The organism is Roseiterribacter gracilis (assembly GCA_018332375.1).
Taxonomy (GTDB): domain Bacteria; phylum Pseudomonadota; class Alphaproteobacteria; order BOG-932; family Roseiterribacteraceae; genus Roseiterribacter; species Roseiterribacter gracilis.
In genome coordinates this window covers 1,222,435-1,240,166 of the sequence record BOPV01000001.1, presented here as the reverse complement: position 1 = coordinate 1,240,166, position 17,732 = coordinate 1,222,435, and the positions used below count along the sequence as shown (strand labels likewise).

The 17,732-nt window shown below is 62.5% G+C and carries 23 protein-coding genes; 8 read left to right on the top strand and 15 right to left on the bottom strand.

Translation table 11 applies throughout. The annotated features are described in order from the left end of the window. Positions 1 to 117 precede the first annotated feature (117 nt). The 6 genes from TMPK1_RS06220 (at position 118) to TMPK1_RS06195 (ending at position 4,772) form a co-directional block, all read left to right on the top strand. Positions 118 to 2,514: a transketolase gene (locus TMPK1_RS06220; protein ID WP_420242089.1), complete on the top strand. Its 2,397-nt coding sequence runs from the start codon at positions 118 to 120 to the stop codon at positions 2,512 to 2,514. A 65-nt stretch (positions 2,515 to 2,579) separates the two neighbouring features. Further along, positions 2,580 to 2,939, top strand: coding sequence for an ArsR/SmtB family transcription factor (locus TMPK1_RS06215; protein WP_420242088.1), 360 nt, complete (start codon positions 2,580 to 2,582; stop codon positions 2,937 to 2,939). Further along, entirely contained in the window at positions 2,936 to 3,352 is a 417-nt protein-coding gene (locus TMPK1_RS06210; protein WP_420242087.1) for an SRPBCC family protein, read from the top strand. Before TMPK1_RS06215 ends, TMPK1_RS06210 begins: the two co-directional genes overlap by 4 nt. Next, a complete protein-coding gene (locus TMPK1_RS06205; protein WP_420242086.1) occupies positions 3,349 to 3,765 on the top strand; it encodes an SRPBCC family protein in 417 nt (138 codons plus the stop codon). Before TMPK1_RS06210 ends, TMPK1_RS06205 begins: the two co-directional genes overlap by 4 nt. A 208-nt stretch (positions 3,766 to 3,973) precedes the next feature. Beyond that, on the top strand, positions 3,974 to 4,408 hold the full coding sequence (locus tag TMPK1_RS06200; protein WP_420242085.1) for a hypothetical protein: 435 nt from the start codon (positions 3,974 to 3,976) through the stop codon (positions 4,406 to 4,408). Positions 4,409 to 4,475: 67 nt separating this feature from the next. Next, a complete protein-coding gene (locus tag TMPK1_RS06195; RefSeq protein ID WP_420242084.1) occupies positions 4,476 to 4,772 on the top strand; it encodes a hypothetical protein in 297 nt (98 codons plus the stop codon). 4 nt (positions 4,773 to 4,776) lie between these two features. Here the strand turns inward: TMPK1_RS06195 and TMPK1_RS06190 are convergent, their stop codons facing one another. Next, positions 4,777 to 5,130, bottom strand: a complete 354-nt coding sequence (locus TMPK1_RS06190; protein ID WP_420242083.1) for a hypothetical protein — start codon at positions 5,128 to 5,130, stop codon at positions 4,777 to 4,779. Positions 5,131 to 5,225: 95 nt separating this feature from the next. On the opposite strand from TMPK1_RS06190, the gene TMPK1_RS06185 reads away from it, so the two are divergent. Next, positions 5,226 to 5,819, top strand: a complete 594-nt coding sequence (locus tag TMPK1_RS06185) for a YdeI/OmpD-associated family protein (protein WP_420242082.1) — start codon at positions 5,226 to 5,228, stop codon at positions 5,817 to 5,819. On the opposite strand, the gene TMPK1_RS06180 is transcribed toward TMPK1_RS06185, so the two are convergent. From TMPK1_RS06180 to TMPK1_RS06130, 11 genes are read right to left on the bottom strand one after another with little or no spacing between them, the layout of a single operon-like run. Then, positions 5,816 to 6,742 carry a 3-hydroxyacyl-CoA dehydrogenase family protein gene (locus TMPK1_RS06180; RefSeq protein ID WP_420242081.1) on the bottom strand — a complete coding sequence of 309 codons (927 nt, stop codon included), beginning with the start codon at positions 6,740 to 6,742 and terminating at the stop codon, positions 5,816 to 5,818. The genes TMPK1_RS06185 and TMPK1_RS06180 overlap by 4 nt on opposite strands. Beyond that, on the bottom strand, positions 6,742 to 7,866 hold the full coding sequence (locus TMPK1_RS06175; protein ID WP_420242080.1) for a mandelate racemase/muconate lactonizing enzyme family protein: 1,125 nt from the start codon (positions 7,864 to 7,866) through the stop codon (positions 6,742 to 6,744). Before TMPK1_RS06175 ends, TMPK1_RS06180 begins: the two co-directional genes overlap by 1 nt. Before the next feature lie 17 nt (positions 7,867 to 7,883). After that, entirely contained in the window at positions 7,884 to 9,596 is a 1,713-nt protein-coding gene (locus tag TMPK1_RS06170; RefSeq protein ID WP_420242078.1) for an IlvD/Edd family dehydratase, read from the bottom strand. Further along, the gene (locus TMPK1_RS06165; RefSeq protein WP_420242077.1) at positions 9,593 to 10,522 is read right to left on the bottom strand and encodes a dihydrodipicolinate synthase family protein; all 930 of its coding nucleotides are present in this window, start codon (positions 10,520 to 10,522) and stop codon (positions 9,593 to 9,595) included. The genes TMPK1_RS06170 and TMPK1_RS06165 overlap by 4 nt, the downstream gene beginning before the upstream one ends. A 4-nt stretch (positions 10,523 to 10,526) precedes the next feature. Beyond that, on the bottom strand, positions 10,527 to 11,231 hold the full coding sequence (locus TMPK1_RS06160) for a ribonuclease activity regulator RraA (RefSeq protein ID WP_420242076.1): 705 nt from the start codon (positions 11,229 to 11,231) through the stop codon (positions 10,527 to 10,529). 11 nt (positions 11,232 to 11,242) lie between these two features. Next, entirely contained in the window at positions 11,243 to 12,019 is a 777-nt protein-coding gene (locus TMPK1_RS06155) for an SDR family oxidoreductase (protein ID WP_420242075.1), read from the bottom strand. A 9-nt stretch (positions 12,020 to 12,028) separates the two neighbouring features. Then, positions 12,029 to 12,991: a 2-hydroxyacid dehydrogenase gene (locus tag TMPK1_RS06150; RefSeq protein WP_420242074.1), complete on the bottom strand. Its 963-nt coding sequence runs from the start codon at positions 12,989 to 12,991 to the stop codon at positions 12,029 to 12,031. An 11-nt stretch (positions 12,992 to 13,002) separates the two neighbouring features. Further along, complete coding sequence (locus tag TMPK1_RS06145) at positions 13,003 to 13,731, bottom strand: amino acid ABC transporter ATP-binding protein (RefSeq protein ID WP_420242073.1); 729 nt, start codon at positions 13,729 to 13,731, stop codon at positions 13,003 to 13,005. Then, the gene (locus TMPK1_RS06140; RefSeq protein ID WP_420242072.1) at positions 13,728 to 14,384 is read right to left on the bottom strand and encodes an amino acid ABC transporter permease; all 657 of its coding nucleotides are present in this window, start codon (positions 14,382 to 14,384) and stop codon (positions 13,728 to 13,730) included. Before TMPK1_RS06140 ends, TMPK1_RS06145 begins: the two co-directional genes overlap by 4 nt. Further along, positions 14,381 to 15,100 carry an amino acid ABC transporter permease gene (locus TMPK1_RS06135; protein WP_420242071.1) on the bottom strand — a complete coding sequence of 240 codons (720 nt, stop codon included), beginning with the start codon at positions 15,098 to 15,100 and terminating at the stop codon, positions 14,381 to 14,383. Before TMPK1_RS06135 ends, TMPK1_RS06140 begins: the two co-directional genes overlap by 4 nt. A 1-nt stretch (position 15,101) precedes the next feature. After that, complete coding sequence (locus TMPK1_RS06130) at positions 15,102 to 15,968, bottom strand: amino acid ABC transporter substrate-binding protein (protein ID WP_420242070.1); 867 nt, start codon at positions 15,966 to 15,968, stop codon at positions 15,102 to 15,104. A 156-nt stretch (positions 15,969 to 16,124) separates the two neighbouring features. Between TMPK1_RS06130 and TMPK1_RS06125 the strand changes: the two genes are divergently transcribed. Next, on the top strand, positions 16,125 to 16,805 hold the full coding sequence (locus TMPK1_RS06125) for a GntR family transcriptional regulator (RefSeq protein ID WP_420242069.1): 681 nt from the start codon (positions 16,125 to 16,127) through the stop codon (positions 16,803 to 16,805). Here TMPK1_RS06125 and TMPK1_RS06120 read toward each other — a convergent pair. The 3 genes from TMPK1_RS06120 to TMPK1_RS06110 are packed head-to-tail and all read right to left on the bottom strand — an operon-like array spanning position 16,775 to position 17,707. After that, positions 16,775 to 17,083 carry a hypothetical protein gene (locus TMPK1_RS06120; protein ID WP_420242068.1) on the bottom strand — a complete coding sequence of 103 codons (309 nt, stop codon included), beginning with the start codon at positions 17,081 to 17,083 and terminating at the stop codon, positions 16,775 to 16,777. The genes TMPK1_RS06125 and TMPK1_RS06120 overlap by 31 nt on opposite strands. Further along, positions 17,080 to 17,466 (bottom strand): hypothetical protein, encoded by a 387-nt coding sequence (locus tag TMPK1_RS06115; RefSeq protein ID WP_420242067.1) that lies wholly within the window; start codon positions 17,464 to 17,466, stop codon positions 17,080 to 17,082. Before TMPK1_RS06115 ends, TMPK1_RS06120 begins: the two co-directional genes overlap by 4 nt. Continuing rightward, complete coding sequence (locus tag TMPK1_RS06110; RefSeq protein ID WP_420242066.1) at positions 17,438 to 17,707, bottom strand: hypothetical protein; 270 nt, start codon at positions 17,705 to 17,707, stop codon at positions 17,438 to 17,440. Before TMPK1_RS06110 ends, TMPK1_RS06115 begins: the two co-directional genes overlap by 29 nt. Between the last annotated feature and the right edge of the window lie 25 nt (positions 17,708 to 17,732).

The following is a 17,732-nucleotide window of genomic DNA, read 5'->3' as shown; positions in this document are numbered from 1 at the left end:
AGCGTTTCCAGCGCCGTTATCGCAACCCGTTTGCGTTGTTGACCTACCCAAGATCAGCGTTTGGCGCGCTTGGGGTGTCTTGCTAGGCTCCGCGCCTTCTTCCAGAGGTCTCGTTTCATGCTCGCCCAGCCGCGCCGCACGCCTGCATTGACGCCGTCAAATCCGCTCGATCCCAAAACGCTCGCCATGCTGCGCGCGCTCGAGCGCAAGGTACTTTGGTTGGCGACCTGGACGATCCACAACGCCAACCATCTGCGCCCGTCGCGCGACGGGCTCAAAGTCGGCGGCCATCAAAGCTCGAGCGCCAGCGTCGCGACCTTGATGACGGCTTTGTATTTCCACACGCTGCGGCCGGAAGACCGCGTTGCGGTGAAGCCGCATGCGTCGCCGGTCTTTCACGCCATCCAGTATCTGCTGGGCAAGCAGAGCCGCGAGAAGCTGGAACGGTTTCGTGCCTATGGCGGCGCACAGAGCTATCCGTCGCGCACCAAAGACATCGACGACGTCGATTTCTCGACCGGTTCGGTGGGCTTGGGCGTTGCCGCGACGCTGTTTGCGTCGATCGTGCAGGACTATGCGCATCTGCATCGCATGGTTCCCGACGGCGAGCGGATGGGACGCATGATCTCGCTGCTCGGCGACGCCGAGCTGGACGAGGGCAATATCTACGAAGCCTTGCTCGAAGGTTGGAAGCACGACGTCCGCAATTGCTGGTGGATCATCGATTATAACCGGCAGAGCCTGGACGGCGTCGTGTCGGACGCGCTGTTCCGCAAGATCGAAGGCTTCTTCGACAATGTCGGCTGGAACGTCGTCACCTTGAAATTCGGCAAGCAACTCGAAGCGGCGCGGCATGGTCCCGCGGGCGAAGCGGTGCTCGACTGGATCGATCGTTGCGAAAACCAGATGTACAGCGCGCTGACCTTCAAAGGCGGTGCGGCTTGGCGCGAACGTCTGCAGCGCGACCTGTCGGGCACGTCGGGGCTGAAAGAATTGCTCGACCAGCATGACGATGCGTCGCTCGGCCGATTGATGACCAATCTCGGCGGCCACGATCTGGAAACGATCCTCGAAGCGTTCGACGCTGCCGATGGCAACGAGACGCCGCATTGTTTCGTGGCATACACGATCAAAGGCTGGGGCCTGCCGCTTGCCGGCCACAAAGACAATCACGCCGGCCTGATGAATCCCGAGCAGCTCCGCACCTTCCAGCAATTGATGAACGTGCCCGACGGACACGAATGGGAACCCTTCGCCGGGCTCGACATCGACGAGCAGGCGACGCGGTCCTTCTTGTCGCGCGTGCCGTTCGCGCAGCGCCAGCCGACGCCTGTGTGCGAAAAGATCGCGGTTCCCGCGATCGAAGCGCCAAAAGCCGACAAGATGAGCACGCAGGAAGCGTTCGGAAAAATCCTGTTCGAACTTGCGCGCGAACGGACGCCGCTGGCCGAACGCATCGTCACCACGTCGCCCGACGTCACCGTCTCGACCAACCTGTCGGGCTGGGTGAATCGGCGCGGCATTTTTCATCGCACCGAACGATCCGACGCGTTCCAGGCCGAGAAGATCGCCAGCCCGCAGAAATGGCAGATGGCGCCGGCCGGCCAGCACATCGAACTCGGCATCGCCGAGCACAATCTGTTTTTGCTGCTGGGACAGCTGGGCCTGTCCGACAAGCTGCACGGTGCGCGCTTGCTGCCGATCGGGACCGTCTATGACCCATTCATCAATCGTGGTCTCGATGCGCTGATCTACGCTTGCTATCAGGGCGCGCGCTTCATGATCGTGGCAACGCCGTCGGGCGTGACGTTGGCGCCCGAAGGCGGCGCGCATCAATCGATCGGCACGCCACTGATCGGGATGAGCCAGGACGGGCTGACCTATTACGAGCCCGCCTTTGCCGACGAGCTGGCGATCGTGCTGCAGCACGGCTTCAACCATCTGCAGGACGACGAAGTGGGCGGTTCGCTCTATCTGCGTTTGACCACGCGCAGCATCGAACAGATCCAGCGTCCGCCAACTGAAAACGTAGATTGGGCGGCGTCGGTGGTGAAAGGCGGCTACTGGCTGCGCAAGCCGACCGGCAGTTCGACCTTGGCGCTCGCCTATTGCGGCGCCATCGCACCCGAAGTGCTGGAAGCCGCGACCGAGCTTGCGCAAACGCATCCCGGCCTCGGCGTGCTTGCGGTTACGTCACCCGACGCGCTCTACAGCGATTGGGACAAGGCGCAGCGTGCCCGTCGCGCAGGCGACAAAGAACAAACCCGCAAGGGCGAGAAGGCGAGCAGCCACGCTGAAACATTGCTGGCCGAACTGCCGCAGGATGCCGGGCTGGTGACGATCATCGACGGTCATCCGGCTTCGCTGTCCTGGCTCGGCGCGGTGCAGCGCAATCGCACGCAGGCATTGGGCGTGACCAAATTCGGTCAATCGAGCGATCTGCAGGATGCGTTCCGTCTGCACGGGCTGGATGCGGACTCGATCATCGCTGCGGCGCGCGTTCTGACCGCGTAAACGGGCGGCAAAATCCAACAACCGAACGGTTGACAATTGGCCCGGCCTGCCTAATATCCAACCTTATGGTTGGGCGAAAACAAGCCGATCTCGATGCGGTGTTTGCCGCGCTCGCAAGCGAACCGCGCCGGCGCATGCTGGAACGGCTGCGCGCCGGCCAAGCCAACATCTCCGAGATCGCGGAGCCGTTCGACATGTCGCTGTTCGGCGTGTCGAAACATTTGAAAGTGCTGGAAGTGGCGGGGCTGGTCCGGCGCGAAATCATCGGCCGCGAACATCGCTTCGCCGCCGAGATCGACGCAGTCGCCGACGCCGAGCGTTGGATGCAGACGCATCTCGCCTTCTGGCATCTGCGCCTCGACGCGCTCGACAAACACATCGCCAAAGATCCAGCACCGACCAAACGCGGGAGGAAACGTACGTGACGACCATCACCGACATCAAAATCCGCCGTACGTACGACGTGCCAGCGCAACGCATCTACGACGCCTGGACCGATCCGACGCAACTTCGACAGTGGTTTACGCCCGGCGGGACCTTTGAAGGTGATGTGCGCGTCGGCGGCACGTATCAGCAAAGCATGCCCGGTTCGCATTGCGGTGGGCAGAGCGGCACCTATCTGCATCTCGATCCGCCGCGCCTGATCGAATTCACCTGGACCAGCCCCAACGGAACGGATGGGCGCGAAACCATCGTGCGCATCGAAATTCTCGATCTCGGCACCGCGTGCGAGCTGGTGCTGACACATATGCGCCTGCCCGACGACAAGATGCAGGGCCATGCTGAGGGTTGGACCGAACTCGGCAACCTGCTCGCCAAACATGTAGGCAGCAAATGACCGTCGAAATCTCGCTTCATCGTTCGTACGACGTTCCGGCGCAGCGCATTTACGACGCCTGGACCGACGTCGAGCAATTGCGCGAATGGCTGTGTCCGGGCGGCTTGTGGAAAGGCGAAGTCCGCGTCGGCGCGCCGTACCAGATGAACATGCTGTACGAGGGCAAGACGTACGAACATCACGGCCGCTTTCTGCGCCTCGAACCGCCGAGTCTGGTCGAGTTCACTTGGATCCAGCAGGAAGGCACCTACGGCACCGAGACGATCGTGCGGATCGAGATCACCGATCTGGGGCCGAGCTGCGAGATGACGCTGACCCACACCAAACTGCCCGACCAGAAACAGGCCGACAGCCATCGTGGCGGCTGGAGCGATTTTCTCGAGATCCTCGCGAAGCACGTCGGATCAAAGTAACGCGCCGACATATTGGTTGGCGCCAGCCTGTCTTTCTCGTCGTTACGTTCGTTTGTAACGCGCAACAAAACAGGATTTGCTTGCCGCACGGCAGAATTCCGTCGCTGACCTGACAGGGTCGGCGGCGGATTTGCTGGACCAAGAATTGGCACGAAGTTTGGACCTCCAAACTTGCCGCGAAGCGCGGCTTGTTTGTTTGGAGGTTACGATGAGTATCCAGCCACTCTTGCCAACGGCGTACATGTCGTTGGCGCAATCGTTACAGAAAAACGCTACCAGCACCGACGCGACCGATCCGCTTGGGATCTTGTCAGGTTCGGCGGATGCGACGTCGAGCAGCGATCCGATCGATCTTCTGTTCGGCGACAGCACCGATAGCAGCAGCAGCTCACTTGCCTCGTTCCTCGGAAGTTCGGGCGACACGCAAAGCGTGTTCGACTCGTTCACCGACGAGGCAAAAGCGGTGTTGCTGCAGGCGCAGGAAGAAGCGCAGAAGCAGACGTCCGCCGACGGCACGACCAACGCCGCCGGTGCGGCCGATGCTGCGACGACGACGGTCAGCAACAACACCGCAAACGATCCGTTGGTTCAGGCGTTGGCCGCTTTGCTTTCGCCGTCGGCGCAAGCTGTTTCCTGGTTATGAAGTCTGTCTGATCTAGGTCGGTCCTGTCGGGGCGTCAGAACGGCGCCTTCGCGGGCGGAAGGTAGCGATGAGTATTACGGGCGTTCAAACAACCGGACCTGCACCGCGTGACGCGCGGCAGACGCCGCCGACCGACGCACCGGACGACACGGCAAAAGCGCAAACGAACAGCGCAGCGCAAGCCGAAGCGGCAAAGCCGACGAAACCACTCGATCAGGTCGCTGACAATTTGAAGAACGTCGTGCTGCAGACGCAGGCGGACGCGAGCGGTGCCAGCAACGAGTCGCTAACACAGTTGTTCCGCGTGCTTATCGATTTGCTAGCGGAGCCGTCACCGGGGCCGAAGACCAAACTCGACGTCTGAGCGCTCACTCGTCGCTATAGACTTCGTCGCCGACATCATGCGTCCACCACAGCGCGACGAGCTGGGCCAACAGGACCGGCATCACCGACACGGCGATGATCGCTGCCAACTCCAAGGTTGAATTCGGGCTGCGGCGTTCGAGCAGCAGATAGGCGATTGCGCCGCCGATCAGAAATCCGATCGCAATCGCGATCTGTTCGGCGCGGCGTACATTGGGATCGGGCGGTTCGATCCGTCCTTCGGCGAGTTCGGCGGTAAAGGCGATCCGTTCGGCCTGGCGGCGCACCACCACGACCAACAGAACCAGCGTTTCGATCACGACCAGCGCCTCGGCGCCGGTCACCAACGCGAACTCCATGCGTACTCCCCCAGGCTTGCTGCCGGCAAGATCGCACGCGATTCGTGAAGGCCCGGTTGCAAGTTTGGGACAATTGCAGCCATCGTAGATGTGAAATGCCGACCGATCTTCCGCTCGTCGCATTTGCCACGCAAACAGCGTGGGATGCGTTTCTCGCCAAGCAAAAACCCGACTCAAAAGGTGTCTGGTTGAAGCTGGCCAAGAAGGATTCAGGCGTCGCCAGCGTGTCGAAGGCCGACGCGATTGCGACCGCGTTGTGCCATGGCTGGATCGACGGGCAGATCGACAAGTTCGACGATGATTATTTTCTGACCCGCTTCACGCCGCGGCGCCTCGGCAGCAAATGGTCGGCCAACAACCGCGCCACCGCGCTCAAGATGATCGAGGCCAAGCGGATGCGGCCGCGCGGCTTGGCTGAAATCGAAGCGGCGAAGAAAGACGGGCGTTGGGACGGCGCCTATGCGTCGGCAAGCTCCGCAACCGTGCCCGACGACCTTGCCGCCGCACTGGCCAGGAACGCCAAGGCGAAGAAATTCTTCGACACGCTGACCGGCGCCAACCGCTACGCCATTCTCTATCGCGTCCACGACGCCAAGAAACCCGCGACTCGCGCGGCGCGGATTGAGAAATTCGTCGCCATGTGCGCCGCGGGCGAGACGGTGCACGGGGCAGGGAAGAAGAAGCCTTAGCGGGTCGGCGCCCGCGCACCCTTCGCCAACAAGCCGGCTGCTTCGATCAGCGTGCTTTCATACGCGGCCCGCTGGGTGCTCGCGTCTTCTTTCGTCCAAGTCCAAAACCCTTTGCCGGTCTTGGTGCCGTAATGGCCTTGCTCGACCAGGCTTTCGATCGAGCGGCCCGGCTTGTTGCCGTTGTTGAGATGCGGATAGATCGACACGCCGGCGCGGTAGTTGGTTTCGAGACCGGCCAGATCTTTCTGCAAAATCGGCCCGGCTGCGATGTAGCGAAAGCCAAAGCCGTAGCGCACCGCTGCGTCGACGTCTTCGGGCGTCGCCAGACCTTCATCCAGGATCGCATAGGCTTCGCGCATCAACGCATGCTGCAGGCGGTTGGCGAGAAAGCCGGGCACGTCTTTCTCGACGCGGATCGGAATCCAGCCGACCGCTTTCATGATCGCGTACATCGCATGCATGGTCGCGTCGTCGGTGCGCTCGCCGCGCACGACTTCGACTGCAGGGACGAGATGGGCTGGCAGGAAGAAATGCAGCCCGCCCATCCGGTTGGCGCTTTTGCAGTTCTTCGCGATCTCGGTGATGCGCATCCCCGACGTATTGGTCGCCAGCGGCACGCCCGCGGGTGCTGCGCGATCGAGTTCTTCAAACAGCTGGGCTTTGAGCTCGAACTTCTCGGGGATCGCTTCGATCACCAGCTCGACGCCGGTCCAGTCAATGTCGGCGACCGACGCGCGCAAGGTGAATTCGTTCGCGCTGGCGGACGGGTCGAGCTGCGCCACCGATTTCTGGACGCGCTCGCGCGTTGCCTCCCAGCCGCTTTGCTCGGGCGCAACGCCTTGCACCTTCCAGCCTGCGCGCAGGAACTGGGCTGCGATATCGCAGCCCATCAAGCCGCAGCCGACGATGACGAAGCCGCGCATCAAGCCCACGCATCCGCGTCGCACTTGGCGATCGCTTTTTCGTCGAACGCGTAACCCAGGCCCGGATCGGTCGGCAGCTTGAGCCCCTTGTGCGGGATCATGGTGAGCTGGCGGTCGATGATCTTGCGGAAATTCAGCACCTGATCGTCGGCGAAGAATTCGACCATCTGGCCGTTCGGAATCGCCGCGACCAGATGCACATGCAGATCGTGGAACCAGTGCGGGCACAGATTGACGCCGTAGCAATCGGCCAGTGCCGCAATCTTCTTGAACTCGGTGATGCCGCCGCACACGGCGGCGTCGGTCTGCAGGATCGACGCGCCTTGCTTGTCGAGCAGTTCTTTGTGGCGCCAGCGGCCGACTTCGATTTCGCCGGTCGCGACCGGCACCCCGATCGCCGCCGCGAGCTTGGCGTGATTGTCGATCTGGTCGGGCGAGAAAGGTTCTTCGATCCAGTACGGATCGTAGGGCGCGAACCGTTCCATGTAGCGCAACGCCGTCGGCACGTCCGACCAGGCATTGTTGGCGTCGAGCATCACCAGCACGTCGGGGCCGACGGCTTCGCGCACCGCGGCCATGCGCTTTTCTTCGCCCTTGGGATCTTCGCGGCCGACTTTCATCTTCACCGCGTCGAAGCCGAGCGCGACATAGCCGGCCATTTCTTCGCCGAGATGTTTGGGCGTCTTGCCGTCGAGATAATAGCCGCCGCTGGCATAGGCCGGCACCGGATCGCGCGTCGCTGCGCCCATGAATTTGTAGAGCGGCAATTGGGCCGCCTGCGCGTTGCGGTCCCACAAAGCGATGTCGAGGATCGAGATCGCGCGCATCGTCGAGCCAGCCCGACCGTGGAGCAACGCTTCCTGGTACATCTCTTTCCACAACAGCTCGACGTCGTAGCTGTCTTTGCCGAGCAACACCGGCGCCAGCAATTCACGCACCGCCTGCGCCACCAGCTTGCCGCCGGCGTGGCCCGCATAGCAGTGGCCGATCCCTTCGAGACCGTCATCGGTTTTGATCTTCACCAGCCCGTAATCGCGCCCGGTCACTTGGCGGCGTGCGAACGCGGTGGGGCGTTCGAGCGGAACGCGAACGGTGCGGGCTTCGACCGAAACGATACGGGCCATGTTGGTTGGGTCTCCGGTTACTTGGCAGGCGGAACGAGGAAGTCGAAGTCGCAGCCTTGATCGGCCTGCAACACCGTGTCGTGAAACAGCTTGGCGTAGCCGCGTGCGGGCGAGGGTGCGGGCGGCGGCAAGGCAGCAGCGCGTTTCGCCAACTCTGCTGCGTCGACCAGCAATTCGAGCGTGCGCGCCGGCACGTCGAGCGCGATGCGATCGCCATTGCGTACCAGCGCCAACGGTCCGCCAACCGCGCTTTCGGGCGCGACATGCAGAATGATGGTGCCGAACGCAGTTCCGCTCATACGTGCGTCGGACATGCGCACCATGTCTTTGACGCCTTGGCGCGCGAGTTTCTTCGGGATCGGCAGATACCCCGCTTCGGGCATGCCGGGCGCGCCTTTGGGCCCCGCATTGCGCAGCACCAGCACGTCGTCGGCCTTCACGTCGAGATCGGGATCGTCGATCCGCGCCGCCATATCGTCGAGCGAGTCGAACACGACCGCGCGACCCGTGTGCTGCATCAGCTCTTTCGTCGCCGCACTTTGCTTGATCACCGCACCCAGCGGCGCCAGGTTGCCGCGCAACACCGCGTGTGCGCCTTGCGCTTTCAGCGGTGCGTTGCGCGGCTTGATCGCATCCTGTCCCGGGACTTCTTCGGCCGCCTTGATCGAGTCACCGATGGTGGTGCCAGCAACCGTTGGCGCGTCGAGCACCAGCAGGTCGGCGATTTCCTTCATCAGCCGCGGCAGGCCGCCAGCGTGATGGAAATGCTCCATGTAGTGTTTGCCCGACGGCTTCAAATTCGCCAGCACCGGTACGTCGCGGCCCAGCGCGTCGAGTTTTTGCAGATCGACCTGCAAGCCGGCACGGCCCGCAATCGCGGCCAGATGCACAATGCCGTTGGTCGATCCGCCGATTGCCTGCAACACGCACATCGCGTTGCGGATCGAAGCTTCGGTTACCAACGCGCTGGGACGCGGACCGCCCGACGTCGCCATTTCAACCGCGCGCTTGCCGGTTGCTTCGGCGAGGCGGCGACGTGCAGCGTGCGTTGCAGGTGCAGCCGAACTGTTCGGCAGCGAGAAGCCGAGTGCTTCGGTGATACAGGCCATGGTGCTGGCGGTGCCCATCACCATGCAGGTGCCGACCGACGGAGCCAGGCGTTCGTTGACGATCTCGATCTCGTCGCCGTCGATGTCGCCGGCGCGATGGCCGCCCCACATGCGACGGCAGTCGGTGCACGCGCCCAGCACCTCGCCTTTGTGATGACCGACCACCATCGGGCCGACCGGCAGCACGATCGCGGGCAAGTCGGCCGAAATCGCAGCCATCATCTGCGCCGGCAAGGTCTTGTCGCAGCCGCCGATCAGGATCACCGAATCCATCGGCTGCGCCTTGATCATTTCTTCGGTGTCCATCGCCATCAAATTGCGCAGGAACATCGAGGTCGGGTACGCGAAGCTTTCGTGGATCGTGATGGTGGGGAACACCATCGGCAGGCCACCCGCCAACATCACGCCGCGTTTGGCTGCTTCAATCAGCTCGGGCACGTTGCCGTGGCACGGATTGAAGTCGCTATAGGTATTGGTGATGCCGACGATCGGCCGCTCGAGCGCGTCGTCGGTGTAGCCCATGGCCTTGATGAAGACCTTGCGCAGGAACAGCGAGAATTCGTCGTCGCCGTAGCTGGTCAGGCCTTTGCGCATGCCGCGCGGTGCTTCGTCCTTGCTCATGCGCGGGCTCGTGCATCGCGCTTGGCGAGGCGCGACAAAAGATACTCGACTTCGGCTTTGGCGGCGGCAGTCAGCGAACCACCTGGCTTGCGCTGCGCGTCGGACGCGATGGCGCCGCGCTTCTGCAGCACGTATTTGCGCACCGCGAGGCCGATGCCTTGCTGCTGCTCGTAGCGCAGCAGCGGCAGATGCGCATCGAACAGATCGTGGGCTTCATCACGTATGCCCTGTCGGGCAAGATCGACGAGTTCCACCAGCATGTCGGGGAAGGCGTAGCCGGTCATGGCGCCGTCGGCGCCGCGCTCGGTTTCAAAGTCGAGGAACAGGCCGCCATTGCCGCACAGGATCGAGATCGGCTTCATCGAGCCGTCTTTCTGGAATCCGCGCAGCGTCGAAATCTTCTCCAGCCCCGGCCAGTCTTCGTGTTTCAGCATCACGCAGCTGGCGTGGTTCTGCATGATGGTGCGGATGACTTTGGGCGTCATCACGACGGTCAGAGTCAGCGGATAATCCTGCAGCACCCACGGAATGTCGTCGCCGATCGCTTCGACCGCTTGCGCGAAATAGGTCGTGATCTGGTCGTCGGTGCGAAGCGCGGGCGGCGGCGCGATCATCACGCCGGCTGCACCAAGCTCCATCGCGCCGCGCGCCAGTTGGCGCATTGCGGCGAAGCCCGGCGCCGATACGCCGACAACGACCGGCACGTTGCCCGCGCGTTGCACCACTTGTTTGGTGATTGCCAGCGACTCGCTCATCTCCAGCTTGGGCGCTTCGCCCATAATGCCGAGAATGGTGAGGCCGGTGGCGCCGGCGCCGAGATAGAAGTCGGTCATGGAGTCGACCGACTTCACGTCCAGCGAACCATCGGGCAAGAACGGCGTCACCGCGATCGGAAAGACGCCGCTGGCATTGTGATCGAGCGCCATCTGGTCAGCCCTTCTTCTTTGACGCTTCGTAGCGCGCCTTGTTTTCGGCGTTGGGCGGATAGAGGCCGGGCAGGGCAGCGCCCTTTTCGACTTCGCCCATAATCCAGTTCTCGAGATTTTCCTGTTCGGGCGCGGCAGCGACGAGTTCGTCGACCATCGCAGCTGGGATCAGCACCGCGCCGTCCTGATCGACCACCACGACATCGTCGGGAAACACGGCGACGCCGCCGCACGCGATCGGCTGCTGCCACGCGACGAAGGTCAGGCCCGCAACCGAGGGCGGTGCCGCGACGCCGTTGCACCAAACCGGCAAGCCGGTTTCGAGCACGCCCGCCACGTCGCGAATGACGCCGTCGGTGATCAACGCCGCGACCCCGCGCTTGGCCATGCGCGCGCAAAGAATGTCGCCGAAGATGCCTGCGTCGCTGACGCCCATCGCGTCGACCACGGCAACGCAGCCGGCGGGCATGTCTTCGATCGCAGCGCGCGTCGAAATCGGCGACGACCAGCTTGCCGGTGTGGCGAGATCTTCGCGCGCCGGCACGAAGCGCAAGGTGAAGGCCTGGCCGACAATGCGCGGCTGGCCGGGCTTCAACGGTTTGGTGCCGCGCATCCACACATTGCGCAGCCCATGTTTGAGCAGGATCGTCGTGATCGTCGCGGTCGAGACTTTGGACAGCGTGTCGATGATCTTCTTGTCGAGCGCCATGACGATGTTCCTTAGATGCTGGCGATCAGGCCGCCATCCACGCGGATGGTCGAACCGGTGATGTAGGCGGCGCGCGTCGAAGCGAGGAACGCGACGACGTCGCCATATTCGTCCGGCTCGCCGAACCGGCCGGCGGGAATCGTCGCCAGCGACGCCTTGGCGACTTCCTCGACCGTCTTGCCCTCGCGTTTGGCTTTGGCGCTGTCGAGCACCCCGAGACGTTCGGTCGAAATACGACCGGGCAGGACGATGTTGCAGGTGATGCCGTCGGCAGCGACTTCGCGCGCCAGGGTTTTCGACCAGCCGACCAGCGCCAGGCGCAGCGCATTCGAAATTGCCAGATTGGGAATCGGCGCAACGATGCCCGACGAGGTGCTGGTGATGATGCGGCCCCATTTGCGCGCCCGCATGCCCGGCAGCACGCGGTCGGTCGTGGCGATCAACGACAGAACCATGGCGTCCATCTGCTTGCGCCAGACGTCGATGTCGGCGCCCGCCGCTGCAGTCGGCGGCGGGCCGCCCGTGTTGTTCACCAGAATATCGACCTGACCGAACTTCTTCTCGACCGCCGCGACGTTCGCGTCGATCACCGACAGGTCGGCGAGGTCCCATTGCAGCGCCAGGCCTTCGCCCGCGAAGGTAGCGATCGTCTTGGCCAGCTTGTCCTTGTCACGGCTGGCGACGGCGACGTTGGCGCCTTCGCGCGACAGGGCCGTCGCAACCGCAGCGCCGAGACCAGAGCTGCCGCCCAATACAAGCGCGGTCTTTCCCTTGAGTCCGAGATCCATCTTTCGCTCCTAGCGCGGCCACTTTGATTCCGGGATCGGCGTGACGGGGCCTTGCCCGTCAAACCACGAACGCAAATTGTCGACGACGAGCTGCCCCATCCGCGCGCGCGTGTGGTGCGTGCCCGAGCCGACATGCGGCACCAGCACTGCATTGTCGCGTTCGATCAATTCCTGCGGCACGCGCGGCTCGTCTGCAAAAACGTCGAGCCCGGCGCCGTGAATGGTCTTGTCCTTGAGCGCGGTGATCAGTGCCTGCTGATCGACCACCGATCCGCGCGCGACATTGATCAGAATGCCGCGCCGTCCCAGCGCTTTCAGGACCTCGGCGTTGATCAGATGTTTGGTCTCGGGCCCGCCGGGCACGATCACGATCAGCGTGTCGACCTGATCCGCCATGTCGAGCAGGTTCGGCACGTGACGATAGGGCACGTCGGCCTGCGGCCGGCGCGAATAATAAACCACCGGCACGTCGAAGGCGGCGATGCGCTTGGCGATGGCGCGGCCGATCCGTCCCATCCCGACCATGCCGACAGTACGATCGCGCAGCGATTGCGTCAGCCGGTACGGCGCGTGCGGCCAGTTGCCCGCGCGCACATAGGCGTCGGCTTGCGGCAGTTCGCGAACGGTCGACAGAAGCAGGCCGACGGTGAAGTCGGCGACTTCGTCATTCAGCACATCGGGCGTGTTGGTGACGACCAGGCCGCGCGCGACCGCCGCCGGCACGTCGATCGAGTCATAGCCGACGCCGAAATTGCTGACGATCTCCAGCTTCGGCAGTTTGGCCAGCAGCGCGTCATCGCATTTGTCACGACCGCGCGTGGCGATGCCGCGGATCTTGGCGCCGTGTTCGGCGATGATCTCGTCGATCGGACGTTCGGCCGTGCGATGGACGATGAACGACTCGCTGAGTTGTTTCTCCACGGCGGGCATCATCTGCCCCATGCTGAGCAAGTGGATTTCGTTGGTAGCCATGCCAGCGTCTTTCAGTGCTGCAGAATTTTGGACAGGAACAGCTGCGCGCGCTCGCTGCGCGGCGTGCCGAAGAACGCTTCTTTTGGCGCGTCTTCGACGATCGAACCTTGATCCATGAAGACGACGCGATTGGCGACGCGGCGGGCAAAGCCCATTTCATGCGTCACGACCGCCATCGTCATGCCGTCCTGGGCCAAAGCCACCATGACGTCGAGCACTTCGTTGATCATCTCGGGGTCGAGCGCCGAGGTTGGCTCGTCGAACAACATCGCGACCGGATCCATCGCCAGCGCGCGCGCGATCGCGACGCGCTGTTGCTGGCCGCCCGAAAGCTGGGCCGGGAATTTGTCGGCCTGGCTCGGCAGACCCATCCGTTCGAGCAGCTTGATCGTGCGCGCGTCGGATTCGTCTTTGGAACGGCCCAGGATCTTCACCTGCGGCAAGGTGATGTTCTTGCGCACGGTCATGTGCGGGAACAGTTCGAAATTCTGAAACACCATGCCGATGCGCGAACGCAGCTTCGGCAGATCGGTGCCTTTCGCGCCGACCGAAACGTCACCGACTTTGATCTCGCCTTGCTGAAACGGTTCGAGCCCGTTCATGCATTTGATCAAGGTCGATTTGCCCGATCCCGACGGGCCGCAAATGACGATGACTTCGCCCGACTTGATGGTCAGCGAGCAGTCTTTCAGCACTTGGAACTGTTGGTACCATTTGCTGACGCCGGTAACTTCAATCATAGGGCGTATTTCCGCTGCAGGCGTCCGACGAGTCGTGAGGCGGTGAAGCAGATGACGAGGAACGTCACTGCCACCACGCTGTACAGCTCGACGGGACGATTGTTGCTGTTCGCGACCACGTCGGCGGCGGTCAGGAAATCGCGCACCCCGACCACGTACACGATGGACGTGTCCTGAAACATGATGATGGCCTGGGTCAGCAGCACCGGCAGCATGTTGCGAAAGGCCTGCGGCAGCACGACGTAGCGCATGACATGAAACTGGCCGAAGCCGAGCGCCAAGCCCGCATTCACCTGGCCCGCTTTCACGCTGGCGATGCCGGCGCGGATGATCTCGCAGTAATAGGCCGCTTCGAACAAGGTGAAGGCGATCAGCACCGACGAATAGGCGTCGATCGGATGGCCGACGATTTGCGGCGTCAGAATATAGAACCAGAAGATCACCAGGATCAGCGGCAGCGAGCGCAGGAAATTGACGTAGCTGCCCGCTGCAATCGCCAGCGGCCGAAACCGCGACAGACGGCACATGGCCAGCACCGTTCCCAGCGCCATGCCGCCCGCAATCGCGACCAAGGTCAGCTGAAAACTGACCGCCAGCCCCTGCAACAGCAGGCCGCGATTGTTGAGGATGACGTTCCAATCGAAGCCGCTCATCGCGCGGTTCCGACATTGCCGGCGATGCGGGTGCGGCGTTCGACGACACGCATCAAACTGATCACCAGCAAGGTGACGCAGGAATAGAGCACGGTCGCAGCAGCGAACGGCTCGAAGGAATGGAACGTATATTCTTCGATCTGGCGCGCCGCCGCGGTCAGCTCCATCACCCCCAGGGTAAGCGCCAGCGACGAATTCTTGAACACGCCGAGAAAATCATTGGTCAGCGACGGGATCACAGTGCGGAAGCCGATCGGCAACAGCACGTAGCGATAGACTTGCGCCGTCGAAAACCCCATCGCCAGCGCCGCGCTGCGTTGGCCGCGCGGAATCGATTGAATGCCCGACCGGACCTGTTCGGCCACGCGTGCAGCGGTGTAGCAGCCGAGTCCGACGACCGAGGTCCAGAATTGCGGATCGGCCATGTCGCGCTTGACGAATTTCTGCGCCGATGCGGGCAGAAGTTCGGGAATGACGTAGTACCAAAGAAACAACTGCGCCAGCAGCGGGACGTTGCGGAAGATCTCGACATAGAGCGTGCCGATCCGCTTGGCGATCGGGTTGTCGAGCGTGCGCAACGTGCCGATCAACGAACCCAGCGTCATCGCAATACACCAGGCCAGCACCGCCATCTCGATGGTGGTGACGAAGCCTTGGGCGATCCAGCCGATATGGGGGCTGCGAAACAGCAGCCCCCAGTCCCACGAATAGTTCACGTCAGTCCGCGAACGAGAACAGCTTGAACGCGTTCTTGAGCTCCTGGCTCATCACCAGATTGATGTTGGTCGGCCCCGGCTCGAACCATTTCTTGTAGAGCTTTTCCATCTCGCCGGACTCGAACATGCGCGACATGGTGCGCAGGCCGATGGCGCGGAAATCGCTGTCGTTCTTGGGGATCATGATGCTGAACGGATCGTACGAGTAGAACGGTCCGACGACTTCATATTGGCTTGGATCTTTCGCCATCGTCGCGATGCCGTAGAGCACGACGTCGTTCGACGTATAGGCGTCGGCGCGGCCTTGCTCGAGATTGAGCAGCGCCTGCGGGTGATCCTTCACCTTCACCAGTTTGACGTTGAGCTTGCGCTTGGCGATTTCGGCTTCGGCGGCTTTTTCGTTGGTGGTGCCGCCCAGCGCCAGCAACGTCTTGCCTTCCAGGTCTTCGATCTTGGTGATGCCCGAGCCTTTGCGCACCAGCAGCTTGGTGCCGGTGATGAAGGTGGGCGCCAGGAATTCGACCTGCTTCATGCGGCCGGTCGTGATCGTGGTCGACGAACATTCGACTTGGGCGGTGCCGTTCGCGATCAGCGGAATGCGCGTCTGCGGCGTCACCGGCACGTATTTGATGTCGAGCTTGTCGAGTTTGTATTCCTCTTTGATCGCGTCGGCGATTTTGAGACAGATGTCGATCGCGTAGCCCTGCGGCTTGCCGCTGGAATCGATGAAGGAGAAGGGCACCGACTCTTCGCGATAGGCGATCGAGAAGGTTTTGCTTTGTACGATTTTTTCGAGGGCTCCGCCGGTCTGCGCGTGTGCAGGTGCAGCAAGAGCGCAGATCGCAGCAGCGAGAAGTGCGCGCTTCATGGGTCTATTCCTCCCTGGAATGAAGGCTCACGGCAGCTTTTGCGGCACTTGTTGGATCGAGCCTGTCCAAGCCGTATCAGTGGCCAATCAGACTCGTCAACGAGATTATCAATAATTCTGGTTGTGACGTTCTGACCGCCTCTGTAGCGTGGCCGGATGGCTCGCGTTGCACGAAAGCTGGAACCACTCGAACCGCGCGCCGTCGCGCTGTCGACGGTGGTGGCGGCGATCGAAGAAGACATCGTGTTGGGGCGATTGCTTCCCCGCGAACGTCTGGTCGAAGACGATTTGATGGTACGGTTCGAGGCCAAGCGGAACGTGGTTCGCCAGGCGCTGATCGAACTGGAACGGATGGGTACGGTCGAACGCGTTCCCAATCGTGGCGCCCAGGTCCGTTCCTATACGGCGGACCAGGTCCAGAAACTCTACGACGTGCGCGAGATGCTGGAGATGAACGCGGCGTCGATGATTCCGCTGCCGCTCAACGAACCGGCGTTGGAAGAGTTGCGCGCCATTCAGCGCCAGCACGATGCGGCGGTGAAGGCGGGCGACCTGAAAAAAGTATTCCGCGCCAATGTCGCGTTCCACCGGGCGCTGTTCGCCAATTGCGGCAACCGCTATTTATCCGAAGCGATCAACGAGTTCGCGCACAAGGCGCATGTGATCCGGTTTCATTCGCTGAACCAGAAGCGCTACGTCAAAAGCGCGCGCGAAGATCATTGGGCGATGATCGAGGCGCTGGAGAAGGGCGACCGCAAGAAGCTGATCGACATCTGCCGCGGCCATTTGCTGCCGTCGAAAGTCGCCTATCTCAAAGTGGCGCCGCGCATCGAATAGGTCGGATAGAGCAGGAACAGCACGGTGGCGACGTCGGCGACCAGCCGCACTGCGAATTCGCCCGCCATCGTGTGCAGCGCGATCGCAGTCACGTAGCAGCCGATCAAGGCAAATCCCGCAAGCCGGTACGGCGCGATGAGAAAGGCGATGGCGGCGACTGCTTCGACCGCGCCGACGATCCGCATCGGCGTTCCGTCTGCTGGATGCAGCGCGGTCAACACGCTGAGAATTGCAATCACGCCCGCATAGACGATGCGGAGCAGAGTCAGCGCGTTCATGGCAGCAGAAAGACCTTTCTTGCGCGCTCGTCGCTGAGCCGTTCGGGCGCGTAGCTGCGCGCCAGTAGCTTGCGATCGAACAGATCCGGGTTGGCGTCGCGGAATTCGTCCCACGTCGCTTCCGGCGTTTCCTGCATGCGCTCGGCGATCAGCGAGGCGAGGGCGACGGTGATGGTGACGTTGAATTTGTGACCGACGCCCAGCCGTGCGGTCATGCGTTTCAGCCCGCCCGCAAACCGATGCAACGCGTCGATGAAATCGTGGCGTCGCAACAGTTCGAAAGCGAGGCGGACATGTTCTTCATGTCCGAACTCGCCAGGGTCGAGCAGGCCTGCTTCGAGCCAGGCGAGGCGCCTACGCGTCGCGAGTTCGGCTTCGTGCACGCTTGGTCTCGGCAAGTTTGTGGCTGTCGGCGGCGGTGAATTCGTGGCTGTAGACCGCGCGCAGCTGTGCGGCGCGCTCCAAGGTCTTGGGCGAGAAGGGCGCTTTGCCTTCGAGCGCGTGCAGGCAGATCCCCTCAAGCAGATCGCCCAGACTCATATCGTGATACTCGGCCAGGCCCTTGAGGACCTTGAGCAGCTTCTTCTCGATCCGGATACCGGTCTGGACACGTTCGATCGCCATGGCGATCTATGTACCATGGTACCAA